At 53.1% G+C, this 25681-nt stretch carries 24 protein-coding genes and 2 pseudogenes; 7 read left to right on the forward strand and 19 right to left on the reverse strand.

Annotated elements, in window-relative coordinates:
• Positions 1-42: 42 nt before the first annotated feature.
• Positions 43-233 (reverse strand): annotated as a pseudogene (locus ABJD39_RS13235) (formate/nitrite transporter family protein); the annotation flags it as partial.
• 181 nt (positions 234-414) lie between these two features.
• Positions 415-1200 carry an alpha/beta fold hydrolase gene (locus tag ABJD39_RS13240; RefSeq protein ID WP_348609562.1) on the reverse strand — a complete coding sequence of 262 codons (786 nt, stop codon included), beginning with the start codon at positions 1198-1200 and terminating at the stop codon, positions 415-417.
• Positions 1201-1780: 580 nt separating this feature from the next.
• Between ABJD39_RS13240 and ABJD39_RS13245 the strand changes: the two genes are divergently transcribed.
• Positions 1781-2524 (forward strand): cupredoxin domain-containing protein, encoded by a 744-nt coding sequence (locus tag ABJD39_RS13245; RefSeq protein WP_348609565.1) that lies wholly within the window; start codon positions 1781-1783, stop codon positions 2522-2524.
• 239 nt (positions 2525-2763) lie between these two features.
• Here ABJD39_RS13245 and ABJD39_RS13250 read toward each other — a convergent pair whose 3' ends face one another.
• The 8 genes from ABJD39_RS13250 to ABJD39_RS13285 all read right to left on the reverse strand — a co-directional run bounded on the left by ABJD39_RS13250 (position 2764) and on the right by ABJD39_RS13285 (position 11286).
• Positions 2764-3246 (reverse strand): hypothetical protein, encoded by a 483-nt coding sequence (locus tag ABJD39_RS13250; RefSeq protein WP_348609568.1) that lies wholly within the window; start codon positions 3244-3246, stop codon positions 2764-2766.
• Between the two features lie 540 nt (positions 3247-3786).
• On the reverse strand, positions 3787-4116 hold the full coding sequence (locus ABJD39_RS13255) for a PIN domain-containing protein (RefSeq protein ID WP_348609571.1): 330 nt from the start codon (positions 4114-4116) through the stop codon (positions 3787-3789).
• Positions 4117-4623: 507 nt separating this feature from the next.
• Positions 4624-5148, reverse strand: a complete 525-nt coding sequence (locus tag ABJD39_RS13260) for a DUF7342 family protein (protein ID WP_348609574.1) — start codon at positions 5146-5148, stop codon at positions 4624-4626.
• 514 nt (positions 5149-5662) lie between these two features.
• Entirely contained in the window at positions 5663-7462 is a 1800-nt protein-coding gene (locus ABJD39_RS13265) for a DUF7282 domain-containing protein (protein WP_431357850.1), read from the reverse strand.
• A gap of 344 nt (positions 7463-7806) precedes the next feature.
• On the reverse strand, positions 7807-8172 hold the full coding sequence (locus tag ABJD39_RS13270) for an ArsR family transcriptional regulator (protein ID WP_348609580.1): 366 nt from the start codon (positions 8170-8172) through the stop codon (positions 7807-7809).
• Positions 8173-8547: 375 nt separating this feature from the next.
• A complete protein-coding gene (locus ABJD39_RS13275; RefSeq protein WP_348609583.1) occupies positions 8548-9678 on the reverse strand; it encodes a sensor histidine kinase in 1131 nt (376 codons plus the stop codon).
• Positions 9679-10306: 628 nt separating this feature from the next.
• Positions 10307-10507: a hypothetical protein gene (locus ABJD39_RS13280; RefSeq protein ID WP_348609585.1), complete on the reverse strand. Its 201-nt coding sequence runs from the start codon at positions 10505-10507 to the stop codon at positions 10307-10309.
• A gap of 221 nt (positions 10508-10728) precedes the next feature.
• A complete protein-coding gene (locus tag ABJD39_RS13285) occupies positions 10729-11286 on the reverse strand; it encodes a hypothetical protein (RefSeq protein WP_348609588.1) in 558 nt (185 codons plus the stop codon).
• Positions 11287-11360: 74 nt separating this feature from the next.
• Between ABJD39_RS13285 and ABJD39_RS13290 the strand changes: the two genes are divergently transcribed.
• A complete protein-coding gene (locus ABJD39_RS13290; protein ID WP_348609591.1) occupies positions 11361-12437 on the forward strand; it encodes a hypothetical protein in 1077 nt (358 codons plus the stop codon).
• Between the two features lie 434 nt (positions 12438-12871).
• Here the strand turns inward: ABJD39_RS13290 and ABJD39_RS13295 are convergent, their stop codons facing one another.
• Positions 12872-13300, reverse strand: coding sequence for a hypothetical protein (locus tag ABJD39_RS13295; RefSeq protein ID WP_348609594.1), 429 nt, complete (start codon positions 13298-13300; stop codon positions 12872-12874).
• 6 nt (positions 13301-13306) lie between these two features.
• Positions 13307-14122 carry an SDR family oxidoreductase gene (locus ABJD39_RS13300; protein ID WP_348609596.1) on the reverse strand — a complete coding sequence of 272 codons (816 nt, stop codon included), beginning with the start codon at positions 14120-14122 and terminating at the stop codon, positions 13307-13309.
• Between the two features lie 84 nt (positions 14123-14206).
• On the opposite strand from ABJD39_RS13300, the gene ABJD39_RS13305 reads away from it, so the two are divergent.
• On the forward strand, positions 14207-14863 hold the full coding sequence (locus ABJD39_RS13305; RefSeq protein ID WP_348609599.1) for a helix-turn-helix domain-containing protein: 657 nt from the start codon (positions 14207-14209) through the stop codon (positions 14861-14863).
• A 387-nt stretch (positions 14864-15250) separates the two neighbouring features.
• On the opposite strand, the gene ABJD39_RS13310 is transcribed toward ABJD39_RS13305, so the two are convergent.
• Positions 15251-16630 (reverse strand): hypothetical protein, encoded by a 1380-nt coding sequence (locus tag ABJD39_RS13310; protein ID WP_348609601.1) that lies wholly within the window; start codon positions 16628-16630, stop codon positions 15251-15253.
• 100 nt (positions 16631-16730) lie between these two features.
• Between ABJD39_RS13310 and ABJD39_RS13315 the strand changes: the two are divergent.
• Positions 16731-17366 (forward strand): annotated as a pseudogene (locus ABJD39_RS13315) (IS6 family transposase).
• 255 nt (positions 17367-17621) lie between these two features.
• Here the strand turns inward: ABJD39_RS13315 and ABJD39_RS15060 are convergent.
• A complete protein-coding gene (locus ABJD39_RS15060; RefSeq protein WP_431357851.1) occupies positions 17622-18146 on the reverse strand; it encodes a DUF7504 family protein in 525 nt (174 codons plus the stop codon).
• Between the two features lie 551 nt (positions 18147-18697).
• Between ABJD39_RS15060 and ABJD39_RS13320 the strand changes: the two genes are divergently transcribed.
• Both ABJD39_RS13320 and ABJD39_RS13325 read left to right on the forward strand, forming a co-directional pair.
• Positions 18698-19375: a winged helix-turn-helix domain-containing protein gene (locus ABJD39_RS13320; protein ID WP_348609604.1), complete on the forward strand. Its 678-nt coding sequence runs from the start codon at positions 18698-18700 to the stop codon at positions 19373-19375.
• Entirely contained in the window at positions 19375-19848 is a 474-nt protein-coding gene (locus tag ABJD39_RS13325) for a hypothetical protein (RefSeq protein WP_348609607.1), read from the forward strand. Before ABJD39_RS13320 ends, ABJD39_RS13325 begins: the two co-directional genes overlap by 1 nt.
• A gap of 127 nt (positions 19849-19975) precedes the next feature.
• On the opposite strand, the gene ABJD39_RS13330 is transcribed toward ABJD39_RS13325, so the two are convergent.
• The 4 genes from ABJD39_RS13330 to ABJD39_RS13345 form a co-directional block, all read right to left on the reverse strand.
• Complete coding sequence (locus ABJD39_RS13330; RefSeq protein WP_348609610.1) at positions 19976-20305, reverse strand: hypothetical protein; 330 nt, start codon at positions 20303-20305, stop codon at positions 19976-19978.
• A gap of 96 nt (positions 20306-20401) precedes the next feature.
• Positions 20402-21841 (reverse strand): hypothetical protein, encoded by a 1440-nt coding sequence (locus tag ABJD39_RS13335; protein ID WP_348609612.1) that lies wholly within the window; start codon positions 21839-21841, stop codon positions 20402-20404.
• A 237-nt stretch (positions 21842-22078) separates the two neighbouring features.
• Complete coding sequence (locus ABJD39_RS13340; RefSeq protein ID WP_348609615.1) at positions 22079-22363, reverse strand: type II toxin-antitoxin system RelE family toxin; 285 nt, start codon at positions 22361-22363, stop codon at positions 22079-22081.
• The gene (locus ABJD39_RS13345) at positions 22356-22640 is read right to left on the reverse strand and encodes a ribbon-helix-helix domain-containing protein (RefSeq protein ID WP_348609618.1); all 285 of its coding nucleotides are present in this window, start codon (positions 22638-22640) and stop codon (positions 22356-22358) included. Before ABJD39_RS13345 ends, ABJD39_RS13340 begins: the two co-directional genes overlap by 8 nt.
• A gap of 519 nt (positions 22641-23159) precedes the next feature.
• Between ABJD39_RS13345 and ABJD39_RS13350 the strand changes: the two genes are divergently transcribed.
• Positions 23160-24569, forward strand: a complete 1410-nt coding sequence (locus ABJD39_RS13350) for a hypothetical protein (RefSeq protein WP_348609620.1) — start codon at positions 23160-23162, stop codon at positions 24567-24569.
• A 260-nt stretch (positions 24570-24829) separates the two neighbouring features.
• Here ABJD39_RS13350 and ABJD39_RS13355 read toward each other — a convergent pair whose 3' ends face one another.
• On the reverse strand, positions 24830-25399 hold the full coding sequence (locus tag ABJD39_RS13355) for a hypothetical protein (RefSeq protein WP_348609622.1): 570 nt from the start codon (positions 25397-25399) through the stop codon (positions 24830-24832).
• Positions 25400-25681: the final 282 nt, after the last annotated feature.

A 25681-nucleotide genomic window follows, 5' to 3' on the forward strand; every position in this document is an offset into this window, starting at 1 on the left:
GACTTATGCACTGACGAGAGAGGTTTTCGGGGAACGATGTCTTCAGCCCCCACCGCGAACAACGTAACCGTATTTTAACAGGCTGGCAAACACGCCCCGCCAACCACGTTACCGACAGTTGCTAATCCGAGGAAGGTCACGTAGTCGAGCACCGGTATCTCGGAGGAAATAAACAGCCCAAACAGCACCTCGACGTTGCCCGCGATCGAGTGCGGAAGGTGGAGAATACCGATCTCCGGTACAGGTACTAGTCGGACGTGCGATTTTGCGGGCATCGATAGCAGCCATCCTGCTCCCCCCTCGAAGCAGGTTTTCGCACTCTCCGATGAGATAGTCGATACGGCCCGAACCGAAACTGTGGAAGTTGGTGACCGATCATCTCTCTCGTGTCCGAACACGACCGAACAGTCGTGTTCACTCGTCGTTCGCAGTGCTCGTAAGGATCAGTTCAGTCGCCTCGTCGGGAGCGTCCCAATGAGAGTAATGCCCACCGTCCTCGAACCAGTACAACCGGGCGTTGGGGAACCTGTCCAGCGCGCGTGTTGCCTGCCCGGGCAGGGTAACTCGATCCTTGCGACCCCATCCGATCACGACCGACCCCGGTGTGGAGTCCGTCCCCGGTTGGCTCGGGCCGAACGCTAACCGACGAAGGAGTTCGTCAAACGACGGCGAGTCGGCGAAGGTCCGCATCTCCTCCCGTGTGACTTCGGCGGAGAGATCCCAGGGCCGTGCCGAGAGCTGAATCAGGAGCATCGTCCGACCGACGGCGCTCCCCATCAGCCGGTCCATCACGGGTTGGAGGAGGCGAACGAGACGTATCGAGGGGGCGAGCGTCGCGTAGAAGAAGTATCGCTCCCACCCCTTCCAGAACCCACCGGGATCGAGTGCGACGGTCGTGCCGACCTCCCCGCGTCGCGCGAGTTCGAGGACGAGTCGCGCTCCCATCGAGTTGCCGACCACGTCGACGCCGGCGAGGTCGTTCGCATCGAGAAACGACGTGACGGCATCGGCAAGGGTGTCGATGGACACTTCACCGGAGAGCGCCGGGGTCTCCCCGTGACCCGGGAGGTCCACCGCGACGACCTCCCGTTCGGCGGCCAACCCGTCGAGGATGGGGGTCCACGTCCGCCAACTCCCGCCCAGTCCGTGGATCAAGAGTAACGGTTCACCGGATCCGCGACGGACGTGATTCATCTCCATACACTACTGGGGGGTCCCAGCGTTGTAGCAGTTCGTGTGCGAAATCGAAACTCGTCGCCGCGTGCCGCACGCGGTGTACGTAAACAGGATGTCCGGGTTCCTACTACCTGTTCTCCCGCTGTTCGACCTTGTTCAGGTAGCTGAAATCCACTATGGATTTTCCTGAAAGGAGGGTATATTCTGGATTCAATGGTGCCGTAATATACCTGTGAAGGGTCTAATACGCACTAAAATATAAAGTAATGAATGGCCGGGCGCTCAGGAGTCTGAATCTACGGGCCAGTAGTGACGGTATCGCTATCAGTAGCGGATTGCAATTGTATCACCTCCGATTAGTCGTGCAAATTTCTAACTCATAGACGAGGATAGATACAGAGGATATATTCAGTACCGACCACAGTTTAACTCGCACTCCGCTGTGAGAAACGGTTCTGTTAGGCGTTGAGTCGCCCCAATTGCTTTGGTTCCTTGGTCCTGTATGAGGCTTATGAGACGGTGGTGGACGCGACGGTCAGTTCTCCGGGGTACTGCCGGGATAGGACTCGGCGGGGCTGCGGGATGCTCGACGCCTCGCGATCTGATGCCACCACCGGAACCTCGTGTCGAGTTTGAGCCCCGAGATTTCGAACCTTCTCGGCTCGTTATCGACCCAGGTGAGACGGTTACGTGGTGGAACACCGACTTCAATCGCCATACAGTCACTGCCTATGAGGAACGGATTCCGAACGAGGCAGAGTACTTTGCAAGCGGCGGGTTCGATTCTGAAACCGCCGCACGGGGCGAGAACCTTCACGAGGGAATTCTCGAAGAGGGCGACCGCTTCGAACACCAGTTTACCACGCCCGGTCACTACTATTATTGTTGTATTCCACACGAGGATCTCGACACGATGGCTGGCACCATCGTCGTTCGAACGGAGGAAGGCGAGACACCGTCGCCCCCGGAGGTGGTCCAGCCCGAGACAGATCACGTCGTCGGGATGGGTGCCCACGAGTACTATCCCGAGTCTTTACAGGTTGAAGTGGGCGATAGCGTCGGCTGGGTGAACGGCACGGGAATCGCTCACTCCGTCACTGGCGAGGCTGGCGGCGATGTCATTCCCGAAGGCGACGACAGGGAATTCCCGGAAGACGGGGAGTACTTTGCAAGCGGTGGCTTCGATTCCGCGGAGGCAGCACTGGATGGCTGGAGAAACGGACGGGAAGGAGATATTCTCCCCGATGAGCCATTCGTCCACACCTTCGAGACTCCTGGTGAATACCCGTATCTGTGTATCCTGCACCAGCTCTGGATGCGAGGGACGGTGGTCGTACGCAACCCATGAAATAACTCAAGAACCGCTGTTCGCCCCGCTTAAACGGAGGACCAGTTCGTCCAGACGATCGCTCTCTATACAGCAAGCCAATCCAAAACCTCGGTCGGCTGGCAGACTCGCCGAACAGTACGCGGACCTACTGAGCGGCTGTTTCATTCCGGACTAGAGTGTGAGAATTTGCCTCGCCATGCGAAGTAACTTCGATAAGTGCGGGGGTGAATCAATCGCTTGCTATAGGCGTGCTCGCCCTATTGTTTGAATCGTCCAGCGTTGTCCGTCGTACTGATCCCCCACGAGAACTCTCCAGATGCATATACAACACCTCCTAAGATGTTGTCGTACTCTCGGTTAGACGGTGACGGATTGAATGGAACTCGCCCGCCTGTCTCGGGAAGGTTGCCGTCGACTGTGAACTCAACTAAGTAGTAGACGGATTCTGTGAAGATGTTTCTGAATGTCTGCGTCTCACCGGGAGCGACTGACGACGAGGCTGTCAATTCTCGTTGTTGAGGCCTCACGTTCACGTTACCAGAGACGCTGTATCCGTCAGAGTCTGTCTCCGCTTCAGTGCCAATGTCTACGACCGAAATTCCAATGACGTGTGGGAGGTTGTCTTGATTCTCGAATTCGAGGCTTCCGGCAGGAATATCTTCGTTTTGAAAGCTGGAACAACCAGCAAGACCTGACACACCGAGCACACTGAGCGATGCGAGGAGGGCACGACGATTCACGTCCAAGATTCGTATGACCGTCGATAAGTATTTTTATGAGTTGAGAAGTCGGTGAGAGACGACCAAAACATTCGCAGACCTACTGAGTGGTAGTTCCACTCCGAATCAGATCGTAATAACTCATCTCGACGTGGTGAGTGGTTTCGCTAAGAACACAGCATGTACCCAGCGGGATCTCTTGGCGTGTGTCGTCATCTTGGAGACGTCTATGGGCATTACTCCCGCAGGCCAGGGACCTCTCGTTCTCTATCACCTACTGGTGGCCGTTCCGCTCGTTAGATTCCTTCTCGGCGCTGTAGAAGTGTAAAGATAGTATTTCCTGCCAAATAACAGACGATTCTCTTTGGTTTCACTCGAACAAATTGTATTATTTGTTACCGCTTATTACGTTGTTCAACTTTGTTCAGGCCGCTGAAATCCATACTGCGTAGCGGTGGAGTCAAATCTCGATTCTATTCCGGCGAATACGCCGTTGAGAACACTATATCGGCGGGCACATTTGAAGAACTCGCGTATCCTGTAGGCGCCAGTCTCGATCGGCTAGCGCGTGTCGAACGAGTCGATCACGTCGCTCGTCGAGTGAGTCTCGACGGCGACCTGTTCGTCGAACTCGGAATCGCCGCTCCAGATGTCGGCATTGCTAGCCAACGCACAGGCAACGTACAGCACGTCGTCAGGGTCGGTCTCGCCGATTACCGCGTCGGCCTCTTCGATGTAGGGATACAACTCGTCTCCGGGGACGACCTCGATGTACTGGAACAGGAGGTCGATGAATCGCTGGACGCGTTGTGGTTCTATCCCGGACTTCTCGACGAGTAGACCTTCGTAGTTCTCCACGCCTACCTGGATTGGGTTCGAGGCTGAGTTCACGGACAAACTCCATCCTCAAGGAGCGAACCCGTTAGGGTGAGTGAGCTAGGGTGGGGTCGGTGACCAGTCACTTCGCCCCCGACTCCAATCGCTCCAAAACCTCCCAAAACACACGTCCCGGCTGTATACTCCCGAACGACACAGCCACATATTGATACTCGTCAGAGACCGACTGCCGCTTCTGGTAATGCCCCCATCCATCCACGTGTGGGTTCGGTTCGTGATGCCAGCCACAATCAAACCCGGACTCCTCGCTATAGTGGAACGAGAACTCTGGACGAGCGTCCCTCGTGTCGCCTGCATACCAACGTACGGTCAGTACGCCTGTGTTCGACGACCGACCAAGGCGCTCCGGGACAACATCCATCCGCACTCGCGTGAACAACGACGACGGATGCCCACGCGCCTGTTCAACAGCGGGATGCTTCTCGGCACTCCGTCGTACCTCCAACAACGCAGCGTGTGACGATCCCCCCGGGTCGTACCCACCATCAGCAGCAAACACGATTACGCCCGGGCTGGCGCAGCACCAGACGAGTACTCTGCGTAGTGCTCGATAGCATCTTCAACCAACTTGAGTCGATACCGAACCACATCCCAATCCGCCGCCACACGACGTAATTCACGCGTCTGTTCGGCAGTCTCGACCGTTGCGGCCTGCTCACGAAGTTCGTTCGCGGAAATCACATTGTACTCCTCGCTCCACGACTCAATCTGCTCTAACAGCTCCGCTCGCACGTCAATCAAATCATCGCGGTCACGACCGTCCAGCAGTTCTCGCAACGACCGCATGCGTGTATACAGCGGATCAGGCTGGTACAGCGTTGCTTGCTCTCCAGTCTGCCGTTGCAGCACGTTCATCTCCACGAGACGACCCAAGTGGTCTCTGGCGGTGTTTCCTGCCACAGCTGCTTCGTCGGCGATCCAATCTGCCGACCGGGGTTCGCTGAGTGTGACCGCAACAGAGCGTACGCGGTCGAACGCGCTTGTGTTTTTCTTCCACGTCTCGATTCCAGACGCGTCACTACTCATACCCCTCAATTACAGCTAGAGAACAATAATACTATTGGGAGTTCAACTATCTGCACCACTATTTCTCAGTCGTCCTCACCCCGAACGCGAACAGAATCGCGGCGAGATCGCCCTGGACGTCACTGAGGTTCAGTGAGCTTCGACTCCCGATCTGTGGAACACTCACCAGACACTCACTCCACACCCCGTCGGTTCCGGTGTAATCCCTCATCAAAACCCCTCTACTACGTGTTTCTTCAGGGATTCTAAATACAGGAAACTCCAGAACCACTACAACACCGAAACACCCGCTACAGCAACAACCGACCAGCCACCACACACTCTCCACCAGACAACAGCTCTACCCGACCGACATCACTCCGAACGGTATCCAAAATACACTTCTCAGGCTCTGTTGAGATCCTCTAGCGTTGATATTCAAACGAGCGGCTCCTCACACCGGTTTTCGCAGATCCGGTGAGAAACTGGCGTCTCAGCAGAGCGCCAGACATGAAGAGGATTTCAACAATGCCGTCTACGAATCCGAATCTGAGAACCGCCTGAATCCAACCGATCCCAGCAACGCTGCCGCAGCCACACCAACGTATGGTGCCACAAAATCGAGGAATGGCGCGTTTAGAAGGTAGTCTGTGACTTCAGGGCCTTCTGTTGAGATGATGATGTGGTTCTCTGGTTCGTAGTCATCAGCAAGTACTTCGACTGGGTACGCATCACCCGTTACGTACAGATCAAAGAAAGCCGAATAATCGTGCCCAGTAATCTCTTTCAATGCAGCGAGTGCCTCTCGGTGAGAAATTCCATACGGGTACTCAGCGTCTCGATCGAATGATTGATCGTTGACTGCAGTAATGAAATCCGTGATGTCTGCATCGCCGTCGGTCCGGGCACGAATATCCAGATCAAGCGCAGCAAACACAGCCGCACTCTTATAATAGCCATCGTCAGTCGCTGGGGTCAATATTGGGCTGCCAAGTTGGAATCGGGGAGTCGTCACCCACCGTCGGAATAACTCCCGGAACTCTGAGACTGTGATCACATCCGCATCCAGTAGTGTTAGGTTCTGCAGATACGATGGGATCCCCTCAGAAAAGAACCCAGTGCTTGAGTAGTGCCGCTGGTATGTATGTGTATACTCGTGTGCGTACAGGCTTCTTCCCTCACCGACATTGTAGAACCCTCGCCGCTCGTTGGCAATAAACGAGTGTCCCCGCGCAGTCCCACCGGGTTCGTACCCCGCTGGTGTAACTAATCCAAGCCGTGGCAGTTCTTCGGATCCATCGCGTCCAAACTGATCGTGTAGCGTCGGCGTTATCTCAGCGAGGAACTCTGCCATCTCTGAAGCCGTATGCGGTGGTGAGGTTCCTGAGAACACCGCAGCGCGTACCGTCATCCCATCGACACGCCGCTCTGCAACGTCAAAGTCACCGACTGCAAGATATTCATCCGGGGCATTCCCCTGTACCACCACCGGTTCCAATTCGTACGTATTCTCACCGGTGTTGTGGCCCGGTGCTGCGACGTCCCACCCATTCGGCGGAAGAATCTCATATCGGTGGGTAGTCGGGCGATCGTTCGATGTCGGCCCACTCCGCGCAGACAGTGGTAATAGTTCCTTCGTCCCGAGCAACACACCATCATCGAACACACCGTTTTTTCCATCCCGATGCATCACGCCAAGCTGTACCCGGAAGGAAACCTGATCGCCATCCGACGGCTTCCAAGTATACACTGGGTAATCTCCACCACGCAGTTCCAGTACATCCGAACCGCGCAGGATTTCGCGGACCTCACTATCACTCGGATCTATTTCCACTCCATCCCTAGGGAGCTCTGAACCGGAAACTGTCTTTGTGACCACAGCAGATCCGTCCGGATCGATCTCGGCTACAGTATCAACGCTCCAATCTCGGTACTCCACCTCTTGATCAGTACTATCAACCTCGTTCGACTCAGTAGCCTCTCCAGAGCTGACAGTCACGTACGCAGAAGTACTGTCGAGGGATCCGCCGTTCGACTCTTGCAACTGCGCAACAAGACGTTGGGACTCTGAAATCGGGGACGCTAACGTGAACGACGTGTTCTCGGCAACCTCACCAGCCTCCAAATTGACGCGATGCTGTGGCCCACCAGTGAGAATTGTGCCATTCTGGTCTTGAATCATCACGAACGCATCGACAGGCGACGCGGCACGATTGATTGTAAGAGTCTGCCCATCCGACTGTTGGTCGTTGAACGTCACCGACGCCTCTACTGCCTCTCGACTGGCTCGTGCTGAACTGGCCCCTGTCACACACAGCGAGACACTACTCGCCACACTGGCCCCAAGTCCATACAGAACGTCTCTACGTGAGACCGGATTCAAACCGAGTCACCCCACGGATATTGACCGGAGGTACTCAACCACTGCAGCAACGTTAGCAACAGAATCGATTCCCACTCCCGCGGCCCCTGCAGGTGTCCTTGCCTGCCCACTCTTCTCACACAGTCAAGAACGCTTTTCACACGCCACAGTACATATACCTCCTATTTGGCCTTGTTGAAATCCTCAATCAAGGATAATATCAACAGCCGTGCTGGATACAGGGGTTCACGTATCGATCAGTCCGTTGAATTACTCACTACCCGTGAAGAACGGCGTGCGAGATACAGACGAACGACTTAGCATTTGGTCCCGTTTGTATCGGGGGGTTTACCTTGGAGAAATAGGGGAAGTTCGCACAGATGAGAGTAGATGAGTTCGAGAAGTGGTTCGATTTCTTCCCATTGAGGACCTTTCTGTATTGTCTTCTCGACTTCGTTCCACTTGATGTACCCAAATTTTTCGAGTTTGGGGAGGTGAGTGTGATAAAGTAATATACGTTTCTTCTCAGCACCGAACGAAGGTATTTCGGTGTAATTGATACGTTCTCCTTCTCCCGAGTCCAGTTCCTCATAGAGTTTGAACAGTAATCGGCGGCGGCTTGCATGGGATAAGGCATTCAGCGCATGGTCTGTCTCTTCTGCATCAAGCCTTTGGCCCAACATACCGATCATATAGTGTCATAGTACTTATCTGTGATTATCTGGCTAACAGGTGATAACTTCGCACACCTACTGAGCGGCTGCTTCACACCAAATCAGGTGGTGAGAACCCGCCTCGATGTGGTGAGTCGCTTCGGTAAGTACAGATGACACCGGTACCACCGCAATCACCGTTCTACCTATTACCAGTCACAAACGACCTGCTGCATACAGAACATCTATGCAGCAAACAGTCGCTATTCATTTCATTCTGACAGTGGTGAATTAGCCACGCTGTGTATTTTGCTCACTGAATAGTTGATTCTTTGATAGTGGGGTGGATCAATATCGTGTGAACCGCGTTATCGCACACATTATAATCAGCAATTCAGATCCACCTCAGCGGCACGTAGTGAAGAAACGAGTGAGTCGGCTAATGAAGTACCGATATCCTGTGAAGGTGAGGAGACTCAACGAGAGGCCCCAAGCAAGATGGCTTGCCAGCAGCCGGCCCGAAAAACTCGGTATAGGAACCGAAATATCGAGCAACTGAAGCCACACTGGACCAATGAGACTCGCGGCGACAATCCAGAGGAAGAGACTCCAGAGGATACTGACTCCGACATACGTTGAAAGCGTGTTCTGATACCGTTCGAGTGCAAGAGCGATCAGTTCTATATAGATGAACCCGAAGACGACGCTGTGAAACTCGTGGGTAAGCCACCCTACAAGGGGTGTTGCTGTCCCATAAAAGACGCCAATTCCGGCGACTGACCCACCGAGTAGTTCCGAGACAATACCGTAGGGGATACCTGCTATCAATGATGCGACTACCGAGATGAAAAGATGTGGGAGTGCTGGCTGGACACTAGTCAACCCTGGTCGGGAGGGAGCAAGCTCACCCTCGTCATCCTCAACGCGGCGGAAAGTAACACTAATAGTTGTCCCCGTACCGTCAGCATTGGTTTCGACAGTAGCGCCTGCGTTTTCGACGTACAGACGGACGACGTTCAGCCCGAACCCCGTTGTCGGATCGTCGAACACGTCTATATCACCGGACTCAAGTAATTTTTGCTGGAATTCGGGAAGACCTGCTCCGTCATCTGAGATACTAACTGTCACATCTGACTGACTTGGTGTAACGGTGATCTCGGGGTCGCTGTCAGTATGAACGACAGCATTCTCCAACAGGTGCGAGAATAGCTGCGATAGCTGTTCGTTTCCGTATACGGTCACTCCTTGGACTCGTTTCGTATTGAGCGTGATATCTGCTTCAGGATGGTGTTGTGTCACCTCCTCGATGGCTTCTCGCAGCGCATCCGCAAGTACGACTGGTGCTCCTGCTGTGCTCGAAGTATCGACCTCTATAGTAAGATGTTTTACCTCTTCGATAGCCTGTTGAATATCGGCTGCGTGATTGTCGATTATCGACATTGCGTTGGGATGGTCGTCGATGTCAACAGATGTCCAGCCACGGATAACAGCTACCGAGTTGAGTACATCGTGTCGAAGCTTCCGATTGAGTGTCACCAGTCGGTTAGTCTGCTGTCGAAGGGCATCTCGCTGCTGGCGATTTCGTGCTGCATACAGTCCAGTTAGCGTTCCTCCAATACCCCCACCGATCAGAAAGTTCGACAGATAGGTTTGAGACAACGTACTTGACAACGTCACCGATCCGTTGGGAGATCCCAATAGTGTCAAGATGAGTAATATAAGCATTGTTCCGGTCCCGATAACCGACCACACTGCGGTAGTTCGGACGAGTGATGGACTGAAATCACCGACTGTCAGCGCCACACCGAACGCGGCAAGTCCCAAGCCCAGCGCCAGTGGCAGAACGCCTGCGAAATAAAATTGACTTGGATTGTCGTAGATAGCAAGCGTTACTGTGAAGCGAGTAACGAAGAACCCGATTCCAGCGACAATCAGTCCACTATAGTTGATACGTGATGTCATTCTGTCGCTGCTAAGCGTATGTTATAGGCAGATGTAATGAGTGTTCAGGATGCTTGTTTATTGACCGATCAGGACAGCCGTTTCTGACGGCCTCCTGTGAGAGCTACACGCCCTGAATTCAGAACGAACGCCGGACTTTATCACTTTTTGAGGGTTTCAACAAATCTACCCCAACAGAACAAGCGATCAACAGTAGATTAATTCACACGTCGAATCCGTTCCGCCTGAGCGCCTCTGCCAGCTCACCGTCAGGCTCAGCGGTAAACTCAAGCAACGATGATTCTGGTCTTTCAGTCGTATATAGTTCAGAGTCAATATTATCGGGGATTTCGTTCGTGTGTGACTTTTCTACAACTGCAACTGAGATTTTTGGCCCAGTAGTCGTGTCTTCTGAGTCGCTCATTAACTGACGGTACGAGAGAGCGACGGTTGGCCTTTGGCATTTGAGTATAGGATGTACCTTACGACAAGAGGATTTGACGGGGGAAAACTATCACAACCGCACAATATACGCACAATCTGTAGTGAGTGGTCTCAACTTCCTCGAATGTCCCTCTGAAAGTTTGGTCCATTCACACTGAGCTTTCTACTAGTACTGTCCATTTGGCCGCGCCGATAGCACGTTCATTGCTCAATATGCGGGTATGACTTGTCTGTGACCGGGTTCCAGCTTGGGATGTACACGGTATGACGGTTCCAAAGCTGTTCCTGACGCGTCTGGAACTGCGGTGCCGGCTTGGTTGACGGAACAAGTTCCACCGTACTTTCGATGGTTGATCCCCATGGAATCGTCTCGCCTTGCTCAGTCCAGAGTACAATTGGAGCCCCGTCAATTGTTGGAGGGTCTCTTGAAATGTTGAATTCTATCTCTACCGTAGCTGGTAGGCTCATGGGGTCCCGTGCAATCCACCATGCTCTCCCGTTGTATCCCTGTTTTCGGTATCGTTCGTCAAGAAGCGGTTTTGACTCATCCGGAAGAGAAATTCTCCACGAGACGCAATTGGATATCTCTTGCACAGCTCGCTGTTGGCTGCCCACCGCATCACCCTCCTTTGGTATCAGCCGGTCGGTCGTCCCTGGTGCAACAGCACCCCAGAAGAACAGCGTCGTCTCCTGTGGAATCTCGACTCGGTGCGTACCACCATCAAGCGGGAGTTTGAGTTCAACAGAGGGATGATCCATGGTAGAACTGGCCTTCAGTATCCTCGTTTGGGATCTTATCGTGATTTATCTATCTGTCTATGCTAGTTTTGGTCGTGCTCCCGGAAGCTGGAACCGGCGCTATACAGATCGGACCAATTTTTCCTCAGACACGTAGTCCGATACCCCTTCAGCTCTGTCCATCTGATGAGGCAAATTCAAAATACCAACTTGCGAGTGCACTCAACACAGAGGGAGAGTGCTACTGTGAGGTTTCGCTTAATGGTCGCAAGCAGATCGATCTCGTTTGGATAGACCACGAGGGTACTACCGACTCTTCACGAACCGTGGGCATCGAAATCAAGACAGCATCTGAGTTCAACCGGGCGAAACACAAGCTTGAGTCCCAGGTCGATGAATATCACTCCCTGACTGTCGGCGACCTTACGAATGCGACTGCCGTAGCAGGTGATTCTATTATGCGGGCAGACGAGACGTATGTCTTCGACGAAGTGTGGGTCGTCGCTGTAGGCGACCAGGACCGATGGGATCTATCCTGGCGTGGTGATACCCCTGAAGACGGATGGTTAAACTATAATCCAGTCACTGGCCGGCTAACGTACGAGATTGACGCAACACCGTGCAGAGATACCATTCCTTTCGACTTCGGACAGCGAGCCACTGAGGCGCAGTACACCGCTTTCCTGTGGAATCGGTACCGATCGTCTTCAGAGGCAGTCGTCACCGCTGAGTCATGGTTCTCAAAACCGCGTGATAGACTTCTCAAGGAGGGAGATCTCAAGTATCGAAAAGGGAAGGGCCAGGGTGGTAAGACGAAACAAGCGGATTTGGTAGTGAGTAAGAATTCTGAGGTTGATCCACTCAGCGATGACTCCACGATCCGGGGGATAGAAGTGAAGTCTTCGTTCAATGCAAATACGCGAGATCGACTCAACGATCAACTCCCGCTCTACCGTGACTCTGGCCTCTTTTCAGAGGTGTATCTCGCCATCCAAGACGACGACCGGCAAGCAGCGACATCGTTCCTCGAAACTAATTATCCACAAGTCGGGCTGCTAGCGATGGATCTAGTGGATCAAGAGGTCTCTCTGATACGGCAAGCTAAACCGCTCGAACTGAAGAAAATCCCCGTCGGACGATGTCCCGGGTCGAATATTGAGTTTCAGTTATAATCGTCAGCAACGCTGCACAGTAATTCCTTCAAATGAGAACGTTGTGGCAAACCTGAGTTGTATATAACAACCGTCGGAATTCTACGAGTAGTGTCTTTGTTTGGAACGCGCCTCTAACCGAAGTCCCTCTGAGAGTGCGACTGCACCACAGCAAGAGTCTACTGGTGCGATTTTAAGTTCTACTCAATCGCTAAGTAGAGGGGACTGAGGTACCACGCCAGTTAGCGATTCACTCAGTCCTTGACATGGACATCGTGCTGAATACAGATGTTGTATCGGTCACTGAATAGTATTTTCCGTCACTTTCTGAGAAGCGCTACAGCAAGTCTCGTTACGAATTGCTGAGTTCACCCAGGAATAGCTCTCGTTGCCCTTAATCGGTGGCGACAAACCACACGAACTGTAGGTTTTGTCATCAACCAATTGCATTGATCTCATCCGAAATCGAATATCTGCAAAATGCTTTGCTTGAATACGGTCAATGACTGGCCTCGGACTGCGATCCAAGCGGCTACAACCAACAGGAGATTACCCATAGTCGTCAATATTGCCGTCGCCTCGAACGACGCGTGATGATCTGCGACCTGGGCAACATTGTCCGGGTTGCTGATCAGAAAATGGGCTGCTCCTTCGAACCCAAAACTAGCGATTCCACCAATAAACAAGACTGCGCCCCCGTTTCGATGATGACCGGTCATCACGAGCCCCGCACCTGCTACAGGAAGTAGAAATAGTGAGACCATAGCGAAAGCCGCCGTCCATCCTGTTGGGATAACCGGAATCGCTCCGTGAACAAGCCCGTGGAGACCTGTCAGAAGCAGGTGGCCAGCCACCGCAACGAGGATGAGCTTCTTTCGGTTCATCGTCGATTACGTTGCTGACTGTACGCAAGGGGGTGATTCGTCTGCTCCGCTCGCGTATCGCCCCGCAAGCCACTCTTCCCAGGTGACTGTCCCAACCATGTGATCGGGACAGGTCGCATGACCAGCCCGAAACGCCGCCACAGTGTTGCCGGGAAGCGGGCACCTCACAATCAATCGGCGGAGTCCACGCGCAGCACGGTACGCTCGTGCGAGTTCGCCTACTGAGTGAACTTTAGGTCCACCAACTGGGTCGGTTCGACCACTCGCTGTCGCCATCGCGTGATCCACAATGGCCTCTGCGACCTCACCGACATCGATAGGCTGGAATTGCATGTTCGTCGGTAAGGGCCACACCGGAAGTTTCGCCACATAGCCCAATATTTCCGCGATGAACGAGTGAAACTGCGTCGCACGGACGATAGTTGTCGGGACATCACTCTCCTCGACTGCCGTTTCGGCGGCAACCTTGTGTTTGTAGTAGGAGAACGGAATGTTGTCGATACCGACGATGGAGGGATAGAGGAAATTCTCTACGCCGGCCTTCTCGGCTGCGTCAAGCAGTCGTTTTGTCCCCTGTACGTCAACCGCCTCTGAATCGTCCTGTGGGGCAGTCGCCGTGTGGATCACGACATCGACGTCTTCGAGGGTTGATTCCATACCCGCCCCCTCGATCAAGTCAAGTTGTACCCAGTCGGAATCCCCTCTGGTTTGGTCGGGGGGCGAGCGGCTCGCCGCTCGGACAGCGTGTCCTGCCGCTGTGAGGCGCGGTCGGAGTGCTGTCCCGAGCGTGCCTGTTGCGCCGGTCACCAGCGTTTGCGTCATGCAAAGTGATTTGTTCTATCGAGCCGAGTGGTTATTGCCGAGTGAGCTCGGCGTGTTTAAGTAATAGATCGCGTATCGTCGTTCATGAAACACGTTCGGGTGCGTATCACGGCCCACGGCCAAGCAGGTGATATCCACCCGATGTACGGCGTGATGACCGAGGCGCCGTTTATCGAGCGAGCGACGGCAATACAGTGGAACTACACCGGTGACGCGCTGGGTATCCTCCATTACGTCGTAGGCGACGCCGATGCGCTCGAAAGAGCGATACAAGATATCCCGGAGGTTGTCGGTTACGACATCGAGCGAATCGATGAGCAGTCCTGTTACGTGTACATCCGGGACGCGACAACCGACTCGCTCCAAGAAATGTTCGAACCGATATCTTCCGGCGGCCTGATCGTCGTTCCCCCCATCGAATACGACCCTGATGGGACAGTAGCATTCTCGATTTTTGGTCCCGACGACGAGGTACAGGACGCAACTGAGAGCATCTCCGTCCCAGTTGACGTGACTATCGAAGCGGTGGGTGGTCTCGCTGGCACGACCGCTGCTGTCGAGACCCTACTCACCGACCGGCAGCGCGAAGTTGTCAAAACGGCGGTGAACCTGGGGTACTACGACATTCCTCGAACTACCAGTCAGGAAGAGATTGCCGTCGAACTGGACAGTGCGCCGAGTACCATTGCAGAACACCTGCGCAAAGCCGAAGCACGAGTACTCCGGGCACAGTTCGACTGAAAACAGTAGTCTTCGAAATTCGATGTCTTCACTCAGTAAGTTCGCCGATCGTACAGGTTCGAGGCTAGTTCCTCGTTCCCCCCTTCAACTAAATAATGCCGTTTCACTGCTGAACTGTTGGCTACGACTAATAAACACAGTAACACGAGTATTTAGTACTTCACCGCTGGAATCTCACTAGCCCCTACCGATCCGTCTCCACATAAGTTGCCCAAAGATGGCTCTGTTGAAACCCTCCCACGATGACATTCGGGAGAGACGTTCTTCTGACCGTTCACGAGCAACTCGGTCGGAATTCGTGTTTATACGGAGCCGGACGACGGAAAGAGGGTTTCAACAAGGCCAGATTGAACCAATATCTCGATAGACGTGAGATCAAAATTTAAGCTATTTTTCTTCTGTGTCTTCATTCATTAGCTGCGCAATCTCCTGAAGCGTCTCTTGTTGCTCTCGGTCCAGTCCACCAGCCAAGAGACCGATGCCACCACCAACCACCCGAGCGTGCGTCTCGTCGATGTCACGGCCCGACTGACTGGCAACTGTGCCTGCCTGTCGTGCGCTTCGCATGATGAACTCCGGATCTACGTTCGCGAGCCATTCAGCATGGGCGACATCAGCCTGCTGCAAGTACTCAGTCACCCCAGCCATCGTCTCTGTCCCAACTTCATGAACCGCATCGTTTGGGCCAACGCTCCCGGTTCGAGAGCGAGTCGTCTGTGCCATCTCCAACAGGTTGATCTGTGAAACAATCGAATCTGGATGCGTACTTGCGTATGCGCCAGTCGCTGCCCCACCGGCGAGAAGCGCTGCGACTCCGATAGGCGTTGACAGTGAGGCTGCCACTGCAACGCCTCCGAAGGCCAAACCGCTACCAAGCGCATACTCGCTCACATCGCGCCGGTCGGCTCCAGCAATCGTCAGTGCAACCTCATCACGAAGTTGCTGGAGTCTCGATCGGGATGTAGCCGGCTGCAGTGACGTCTCCGCTTCAGGGTCGCTGGCCTGCCGAGTCTGATTGGCTTCCGACACCCCCACAAGAAACTCCTCGAACGACCCAGCGTCAGCAGCCACCTGGTCATAGACGGTGGGTTCGGCGTTCTTTCTAAACTGCTGTGCCAATGCTTCAGCCGCCTCTTGTGCATCGTCGCTTGCAGCAACCGCCTCATCGACTGCGTCCATGAATTTGTACGCCTCCGATTCAGTTGAATCGTGTTGCTGTGCGACGCCGTGCAGATGGGTAGCAGCAATCTCAGTCTCGTCTTCGTCCAACTCAGGAAGTATGAATGTGTATATCGATCCATCGGCCATGGAGAAGATAAGCCGCTTGTTTAGCCATCCCACCGATGACTCCACAGCAACGACATCTGCAAGCGAGACATGGACAGCGAAGTCCTCGTCATTGCGAACACCAAGTGCCAGCATCCGATCATCCGTTACGAGGAGATGCTCGATACCGTCGATGTCCCATGGCTCACCAGTGCTTGTCTCGACTGTCAGAGACGTGCACTCACTCAGAAACTCCGGAGTTTCGTGATCGTAGAGAAAGAAGACAAGCGGTCGCTGGTAGAGTCCGTGTTTAAATCGAAGTGCTTCATTTGTCACACTCTCGTGAGAGCTCTCGATCGCTTTTTTGTCCGCGAGGTCGCGGATCTTGTCTGCAGTCGGCATCTGTTGTGGGAAGCCATCCTCAAGGGGCGCTCCACAGTGAATACAGACTGTTGCTTGCGGGACAAGCTCCCAACACTCAGTGCACGTCTGAATCGTCATGCACAGTGACGTGTGGGCGGCCTCATAGCTGTTCTCCCGAACTAACCGGCGGTGTTCAGATAAGGATGAAGAGTAAGGCGGTTCGTTTTCAAAGTGATCTATGCCCGAAAACGACCGCCTCAACGGCTGTTTAACCGAGATCAAGTTAGGTTTTGTGGAGCGAGAAGCAACATCGAAGCAGTTTATGAAGCTCGGAATTCAGCTCCACCTGCGCGGACTATCACTTTCGAATACCGTCTCTATTCTCGATAAATTCGGTGTTGATCGGGCACGATCCACAGTCCACAACTGGGTTCACAAGGCAGATCTACAGCCGGAAGAAGGTCGAAATCCGGATCACGTTGCGGTTGACGAAACCGTGATCCAACTGAATGATGAACGATATTGGCTGTACGCCGCAGTCGATCCAGCAACGAACGATTTACTCCATACAAAGCTTGAACCAGTCCGAAACAACGCTTTCGCTCACGCGTTTTTGGCTGAACTACGCGAGAAACACGACGTTGATACTGCTGTATTTCTCGTCGATGGCGCCGCACCGCTTCAAGACGCTTGTTCTCGACACGGCCTCGGTTACTGATACGAAAAACATGGTAATCGGAACAGCGTCGAACGTGTCTTTCGTAAAGTAAAACGCAGAACTGCCGGTTTCTCGAACTGTTTCGCCAACGCACAGCGAGAAACTGCTGACAAGTGGTTACGATCGTTCGCCTTCGCATGGAATCAGCTAATCTGAACACTACCCAGCTCTCATAGACCGGCTATTTCAGTCGGGGATGTGTCTGAAGGAGAGGATTTCAACAGAGCCAGTCATTCAACAACAAGTCAAAACCGCATGGCGACAACTGTGAAGAGTATTGTCGGAGTCATCCTTACCCTACGAGGAGGGGCTTTCTCCTTGAATTTCCGTCACCCTGCCTCGTCGATGCTGATCACCGTGTCAACGACGTTGCGAAGCGCGCCGATCGTCTCCCTCTCATGTGCACTGGGGTCAACGTGGTAATGGATAGATCCGCCTGATTCGCGTACTATGCTTTGTCAAGCTGACAAACTGTATCGCCTCCTCCAACGACACGTACTGTAACAGAGCCGTTAGTGAATCGAAACATATCGCTGTCCCTCCATCGTCGGACGCGTCATCGAGTACTTCTGTGAGTGTCATCCCGAGTTTCGTCATGTTCGATGGGTCATTGACCACCTTAACGCACACAGGACTATCATCGGAAACGCCGCTCGGGAGTTCAAATACGTCCTCGATTCCCCCGCGAACCTGTACGAACAATCCATGATCCGGTAACTCATCGTTGTACTGGCTAATCTCGGTGAATTGATCGGCAACAGACCGTCTGAACGAGAAACGACAGTATTCGACGCCATCGTCAGTGTTCGGTAACAAACTGCGGCAGACAACCCGCTCACGGGAATCAAGTCCAGAGACTTCGAGAAGGACTGCTGTTCTGGCCGACCAGTCAAGATCAGTTGAGGCTCCCACCCCACGAAGTACATCCGCTCCCATACACAGAACGGATATCTAGATGTAATTAAGTATTCGTCTCTGTAGTTTCGGCACACGGTGCTGAGATCCTGTTCTAGAGGGTTCTGCCACTTGTGACCTGAAAGGAACCCGGTTGAAACGGAGTGACCGCGGCGGACTACGAGGACATGCCAGGGGCTGTGGTTCGGAACCTCGCCGCGGTCGCCCTAACGTACAGGAGGATCTCTAATTGTTAACAGGTTGTTATTATCTACGGTAAACAGCGCGACAGCCCACGTTGGTAAGTACAGACGCTCGTCATACCAAGAATACTGACGCTGAATCTGGTTCCCTCGAAGCAGATCGTTCTCTCGTAGATGAATTCCCCGTCGCCGTCGCAGAGGTTACATGCCAAAACCGGCACATCGATCGCGTCAAAGCGGTCGCGGGCACTACCGTCAGCAGCCGCTTCGTATCGTGTGTGGCGTCTTTTTGAAACTCTTGGTCGGTGATAGATTTCAGAAGCCGTGTTGACTCTGTCTCACATATGCGTTACGGTAAAATATATGTGTGCTAAAACCATAGAGTAGTGTATGACCGACGAGCCCACCTCTGACGGTCCTAACGAGTTCCCCACCGAGGAGGAACTGCCGGACGACCCGGTAACCGTGGACGACATTGATCCGTTCACTGTTGACGACGAGGACTTCGAAGACGTCGATGCCTTCGCAGCAGCAGAGTGGAAAAGCGAGACGACTGCGAACGAACGAATTCAAACGGTAATCAACAGAACGACGACGCCGAAGTCTGCCGGCGACATCGCAGATACAGCGCTCGTCTCAGAAACAAAAGCCAGAACGACACTCAACGATCTTGTTGACGACGGTATCGTTAGAAGTCACCAGACTGACTCTGGAAAACTGTACGATCGGGACCCATCGTGGCACCTACTCAAGCAGATCAGACAACTCGCCGCGAGCGACACGCTTGTCGATCAAATCCAGCGAGTAAAACAGGAAATCGTAGAGTACAACGAGAAATATGAGGTAAACGATCCTGAGGAACTCCTGGTTTCAGACAAGGATCTCACTCAGGACGAACTCGACGATGTTTCCCACTGGCGAACAGCAAAACGAGAACTCAGCCACCTCAGAGCTGCATACCGTTTCAAACAGGCGGTAGAACAAACGAACACTATGACTGCCCCAGTGATTGAGCACACGGGGACGCAGACAACGCCCTCAACTGGCAGTCAGTCTCCACTCCAGTAATGGGGATGGGGAACGGCTCTCCAATCGATTCGGAAGCGATTGATGAGAGCGTGGAGCGGATGCGCAAGCAACTCGATAACGCGGTTTTCAACGTTCAATTCCAGTATCAGAAGGAGCAACCGTTCAAGCAGAGATCTGGCTCAGACCACAGAGCGGCGCGAGTCACTGTCACTCCAGGAGTCCACAAGCGAGGTGGGTACTTCGATATTCAGTGGTGGGAGAATGGGGACTACAAATACCACTATCGTGAGGAGGGTGTGGAATTCAGGTTCGGGCGTGAGGCGGCGAATGAGAACACCAACAATCCAGTACAGCATTTCCATCCACCACACGATCTCAACGCACACAAGCAATCCTGTATTGGCGTTGAAGAACCACCGGAACTTGTCACAATTGCTGTATTGAAGACATGGTGGGCAGCGGTCAAGAACAGTGATGAGAGCCTTGTGAACGCGCAGAATGGCTTACCATAGTCTGGGAAAGCACACCTACTGAGCAGCTGTTTAGCACAAAATCAGATGATGAGAACCTGCCTTGACGTGGTGAGTCACTTCGGTAAGAACAACAGCCGCATTTCTCATCCAGACGAATGGGACGCAGTCAATAGAGTGAGTCATCGTCGTGGTCTTCCCATGTTTCCTCTTCGGTTCGTTCAAGCCGTTGAGGGTCTGCATCGAACTCGTTCGGTTTTCGCCACTCTCCATGAACTTCCTCAACGAGACCCTTGGTTTCGAGGTGCCCCAAGTGTTCAAGGACAATCTGCTCGTTGACACCTAATCGTTTCGCGAGTGCCCCTGAGGAGAACGACCCCACTTCCGAGGTTTCTTCGAGGATTGCGACACTCACTGATTTGTACTGGCCGTTCTCGTCGCGGGCACGGGCGTCGCCACCACGGAATTGGCCTTCGATATGCCACGATTTGTCTGTCATCGGTGACAGGTCCACCCGAGGTGCCATAAGCAACACCCCTCACCGGCTGTTTCACTGCGGATAGTGTCTGACCGAGAGGATTTCAAGAGAGCCATATCAGTAGTCTGGTGGAGTGTTGGACCGGCGATTCGCCGAATGTTCGAAATTACCTTCGTCGTAGACACTGACGTTTTCGATTCCGTCGGTGCGCTGGCCAATTTCCGAGGTGAAGGTCATATCGAAGAACGCATACTCGGTGTCGGGAAAACCGTCATTCACTTGGTTGCTTGTAGTGGCAACAGTGTAGATGCTGTCTCGGTTGGGGATGTCTGGGAGGTCGTTGATGTCGAGACCAATCGTCCAGTGACCAACGCCGTCGATCTCGCAGTCAATATACCCGGGCATCACGTTCCACGGGTCGTTTTGGAGGATGGCGGACATTAGCATACTCTTTGAGGAGCAGTCTCCATAGTGGTCGTAGAGAACGACGGTGGGACTGGGGTCGTTACCTTGCGGGATGTAGGGTATCATCTGAATCATGCTCCCAAGGACGGAGAGGCGTCCGTGCTGGCTGGTCACTCCGAGGTCGGAGATAGCATCGTACGTCTTCTGAGCGAGTTCTCTGAAATGGCTGATCTCGGTTGCGAAATGACATTCGTAGTTGTAACCATAGGTATACTGATATTGATAGTCGCCCTGCTTGTAGTCCTGTGCTGGTTGGTGTTTGATATGGCAGGAGACGCCAAAGAGTTCGCCGTTGTATGGGGTTCGAGTAACGAAGAAGACTGTGCGTTCGTCATCATCATCGCGGGTTTCCACGTAACCTGCGGGTTTGCTACGTTTATTCCCTCTGACACCGGAGACGCCACGGGGGGGTTCGTGATCGCTAACTCCGTCACCTTCCTGAGTGCGGTAGGTGTGGTTGAAGTTCTCTTCGTTCACCCAGTTGACGCCGTTCTTGTGGGGGACACCAACGAACTGGTGGCGCTTGAGAATGAATTCGATGTCATCATCGAGAGTGGGGTCTATGGCGACGAGTTCGCAGATACTGCCTGCGCCAGTCGGGAGGGTGACGTTGGTGAGGTCAAATTCAACCTTGTGGGTTTCATAGGAGTCGGATCCAGTTGCTGAGAGGGTCTCAGTAGTGGATTTGAAGGTTCTGTTAGCATCACGGACGTAGAGGCGGAGGTCAACATCTCGGTCAACGTTCGTTTCTTTGAGGGTGGCAATTGCGGTATCTTCGCCGGAGACAGTGATGTTGCAGAGGGTGTTGTCCCGATGCGAGATGGACATCTCTCCGGGGACCGGGCGACCGTCGGCCGTACTGAAGTCGTAGAGGGAGAAAGTGTAGTTCGATGCGTGGAAAGAGAATGCAGGGTCGGGTGGATCGTCGAGACCGTCGTTTGACTCTGTATCGTTGTCCTGCGAGTCGTCCGAATAGTCGGGACCCACACGGTCTTTCCCACTTCTCTGTTGGCTACATCCAGCAATGCCAGTCGCGATGCCAACAGCCCCCAGTTGGATGAGGTGACGACGAGTGCGGCCCGATTTATTCATGCGCTGAGAATACCAGTACGGCGTAAATTCCTTTCCTTCAGTATGAGTCGAGAACTGATGTCCTCCAACTCTGGCAACCAAGGTGAATTACTGTACTCTCATTCAACAGTGTCGTCAGAATTGAAAACAGTGGGAGACGCCCGATTCGTCGGCTGAAACGGTAGAATATATCGCTTCCTACCGATTCTCCGGATGCTCCATCTTGCTCAAAACGTTGCTGCGGTCCTCGGGAGATAATCAGTCGTCGTCAGCAGTGTACGCTCCACCCCGGCGCTTGATTCGGGCAACTACTATGCGCTGTTCGTTCTGGCGGAACGTGACGGCGAGACGGAACTCTCCAACACGCACCTTTCTACGGGGACTGTTCTGAAGTGGTTCGCCGTAGTCGGGTGGGTCGCGCCAGGGGGAATCGACGATGTCGTCGAACTTGTCGAGAATTCGGTCTTGTTCGTGGGCGTCAAGCGCGGCGAGGTCATCTTGTGCTGTCGGTGTCAGTTCCCACGTCCACTCACCGTCACTCATCGCCGTCCGTTCCGAACTGCTGACGGGCGTCCTCGGCACTCATCGTTCGGCCCTCGCGGATATCTTCCTCCGCTTCGAGTAGCGCAACGAGTTCGTCACGGTCGAACGCGGGGAACTCGATCGCATCACGGAGCGTGTACCGGATGAACTCGCTCCGACTGTTGAAGCCCCGTCCCTGCCACGTACCGTCTATCTCGTTGAGGAACGACTTGGTGACTTTGAAGTTCACCGTGACGATCTCATCGTCGCCGTTGTTCCCCGTGGTTGCTCCAGACATACGGACGTAATACGTCTGTGTTACCAATAATCGTTTCGGCGGGAAAGGGAAATCCACTATGGATACCCCTGAAATTAGGGAATATTCTGAACTCAAGAGTGCCGCAATCAGCCGATACAGGGTCTAAAACGAACTCGCGTATAAGATAATCTTGCGGTTTGCTGAAAAGCCAGTTTCGTAGCGGATCCGTCTGATCCGGTCGGAAGAGCCGGTCTTCCCAATGTCAACTCTGAAGGATTTCAACAGAGCCAAATCTATCTAATTTGGACAGAAACTGTCTGCGAGATATAGAGTATACCCAGAAATTTTTCTATTAATAATTAAATCCTTATAGTCTATAGATATTGTTAATATATATGGGTGCTGCCTGAGACTTTGATATTGGGAGGTTTACCATAGTTATTTACGGAACATATACCATAATCGCATTCATCAATGAGGATTGCTGATAGGATCTCCACTCGCCGAAAGTTTCTCAGCCTCACAACATCTCTTGGGGCAGTTAGTTTAGCGGGATGTATGGAAACTCAAGATAGTGCGGTCAACTCAACGCCGAAACCTACTCACGGACCTACCACTCGCACTAAAGCCTCATCAACTGCCACGGAAACCACAGCTATCGCCACGGAAACCACCATCTCAGATCTCCGATTGAGTCATCAGGGCGATGAAATAGAGTTGCTAAATGCGGCCAGTGATGAGGTGATACGCAGAGATAGTGACGCTCGTGTTGCCGTTCAATCCGCTCTCGAAGCCCTTGATGAAGGGGGAAGGGTACTCGTTGGTGAAGGTACGTACACGATCCGGGACCAGGCGATAAGATTCCCTTCGGGTGTCTCGCTAGTCGGGGAAAGTCCAGAAAAATCGGTATTTAAGCTCCCCAGTGGAGTTAATCAAAACGCTCACAGTATTATGAAGGTCGGTAGCGGTGTTGAAGATGTCACTATCCGGGATCTGGAGATTGATGGGAACGAATCTAACAACCGTGATATTGAACCCTTCCCTGATTCACCACACAGCCACGGGCTTATAATCCATGATGACGGCGATGGTGTCAAACCGAGACGAGTTACAGTAGATAACATCTATACCCACGACACTATTCGATCCAACATCGTTCTTGCGGGGATAGATTGCACGTTGACAAACCTTCGATTGAGGAATGCTGCTACCGACCATTGGCTCTATCTGGCTCGCGCGGAAGATTGTTCCGTACGAAACGTTGCAGCCAGCGGGTTCATTCGGGGGGGTGGCTTCGTATTTGGAACTGGCGGATACAAGTGTGTTAACAATACGTTATCCAATGTTGATATACGCGGTACAACAAAACCGCCTCATGAAAATCCACTCTCAAATAACGATCTAGCAAGGCAATTTCCCCTTCTTTTCTGTGTTCTCCGGCCGGATGGGGAAGGGTTCGGAAACACCGTCAGAAATATGAAAATTACTGCACCAGAGGGAGAGTTCAGTCACCGGATGCTTGTTGCTCAGCCTGATTCTACAGTTGAGGGGCTGAAGTTCATCGGCCCTGGTGGATATACTCGCAACGTGTTGCAGGTTGGTGCCGCTATGCAGGGGGCAGACGCTCCGGGGAGTGTGATTTCAAACGTTAATATCAAAATCACCGGGAAGGGGCCATTGTCTAATCGACCTATCATTGAATCGTTTGCAAATGACGTAACAGTATCCACTGTGACGATAGCTGACATGGTGGACAACCATTATGGGGTTAGTGTGTCTGGAGAATATCGGTCTATAACTGATAATACATTCAGGGATATCGAAGTAGATACTACAAATGCAGCTTTACTTGTGGATGGGTCAGAGAACCCCGTCACAAATTTAACGATCGATTCTTTGACGGACATAAATGACTCAGGGACCCACATCAAAGGAGATGTAACCTTTGCAGAGAAGGATATAAACTGAAACAGTGTTTTTGCACTGTCTACACCAAGTAATTCGGCGAACTGATCCCTCCGCTTCATCCCTGCCGAAGGAGCAGACTCCATATGCGATTCGACCAACTTGATTCAGACTCCACCTTCCATGCTGAATGTGCGTGATCTACGCAGCATGGCTGAAGAGAATCTACTCGATTCCCGTCACAACAGGCGTGCAGACTATAGATGCTGTATTCAGCACCAACCGAGATGGCGAATCTCGATTCGACGTTGATCAGGTGGTGGTTACTCTGATGACGTCGTGGAATTGGTCGTGGGTTCCGGACCTGAAACGCTTCCACTCACACTCGCCGATCCGCCAAGGAGGGAGCGATTCGAGTCACCGGATAGCGTTATGACCGTCTCGCCGTCGTGTTTGATGAGTAGATTCCATGGGTCTTCACCCGCGGGAATCCGCATCGTTCCGTTATAGCGGGCAACACCTGGACACGACCGGGGTGCTTTCTCCGTCTCCTCTATCGGGACGTTAAGAACGTAGGTGGAGTCGTTCATCCGTTCGAACGTTGGACCTCCGATTGCATACGAGGGCCCTGGCAAGGAGACGTTTCGAGAATACGTAATCTCCGTATTCTCGGCCCCGGCAACCACTGACGTCGAACTGTTAGACATAAAATCATCGGTACAGTGAGCCCCGGCTGATTCGAAGTGCAGTAACGCCGGCGGATCGCTTGTATCGCCGAGAAGGCTACCGACCCCTGCTGGCCCGGTACCGGTAATGCCAATGACGCCACCAATCCCTACCAGTCCCACCAGCACGAGTACAGTGACGACAGCAAGTATACCTCGTCGATTCATTCTGTTCAGAACAACTGGAGAGGCGCAAATAACGCCTGCTATGAGTCAGAGAGTGGTTTGAGTCATCGACCCTCTCGTGTTTGAAAATATTGGGCGATCTAGGCTCAGTAGGTTATATGCTGCATCTGCACGTTGTATCTCGCACAGCTGCGAGAAATCATACTTCATCTGTCAGAGGTCACACCGCTAAATGCGCATACCTACCTCACGGCTGTTTCACTCCAAATCGGCTGGTGAGAACTCGCCTCGATGTGGTGAGTCGCTTCGATAAGAACAGAGTAC

The sequence above is a fragment of the Halobaculum rarum genome (genome assembly GCF_040025155.1).
Taxonomy (GTDB): domain Archaea; phylum Halobacteriota; class Halobacteria; order Halobacteriales; family Haloferacaceae; genus Halobaculum; species Halobaculum rarum.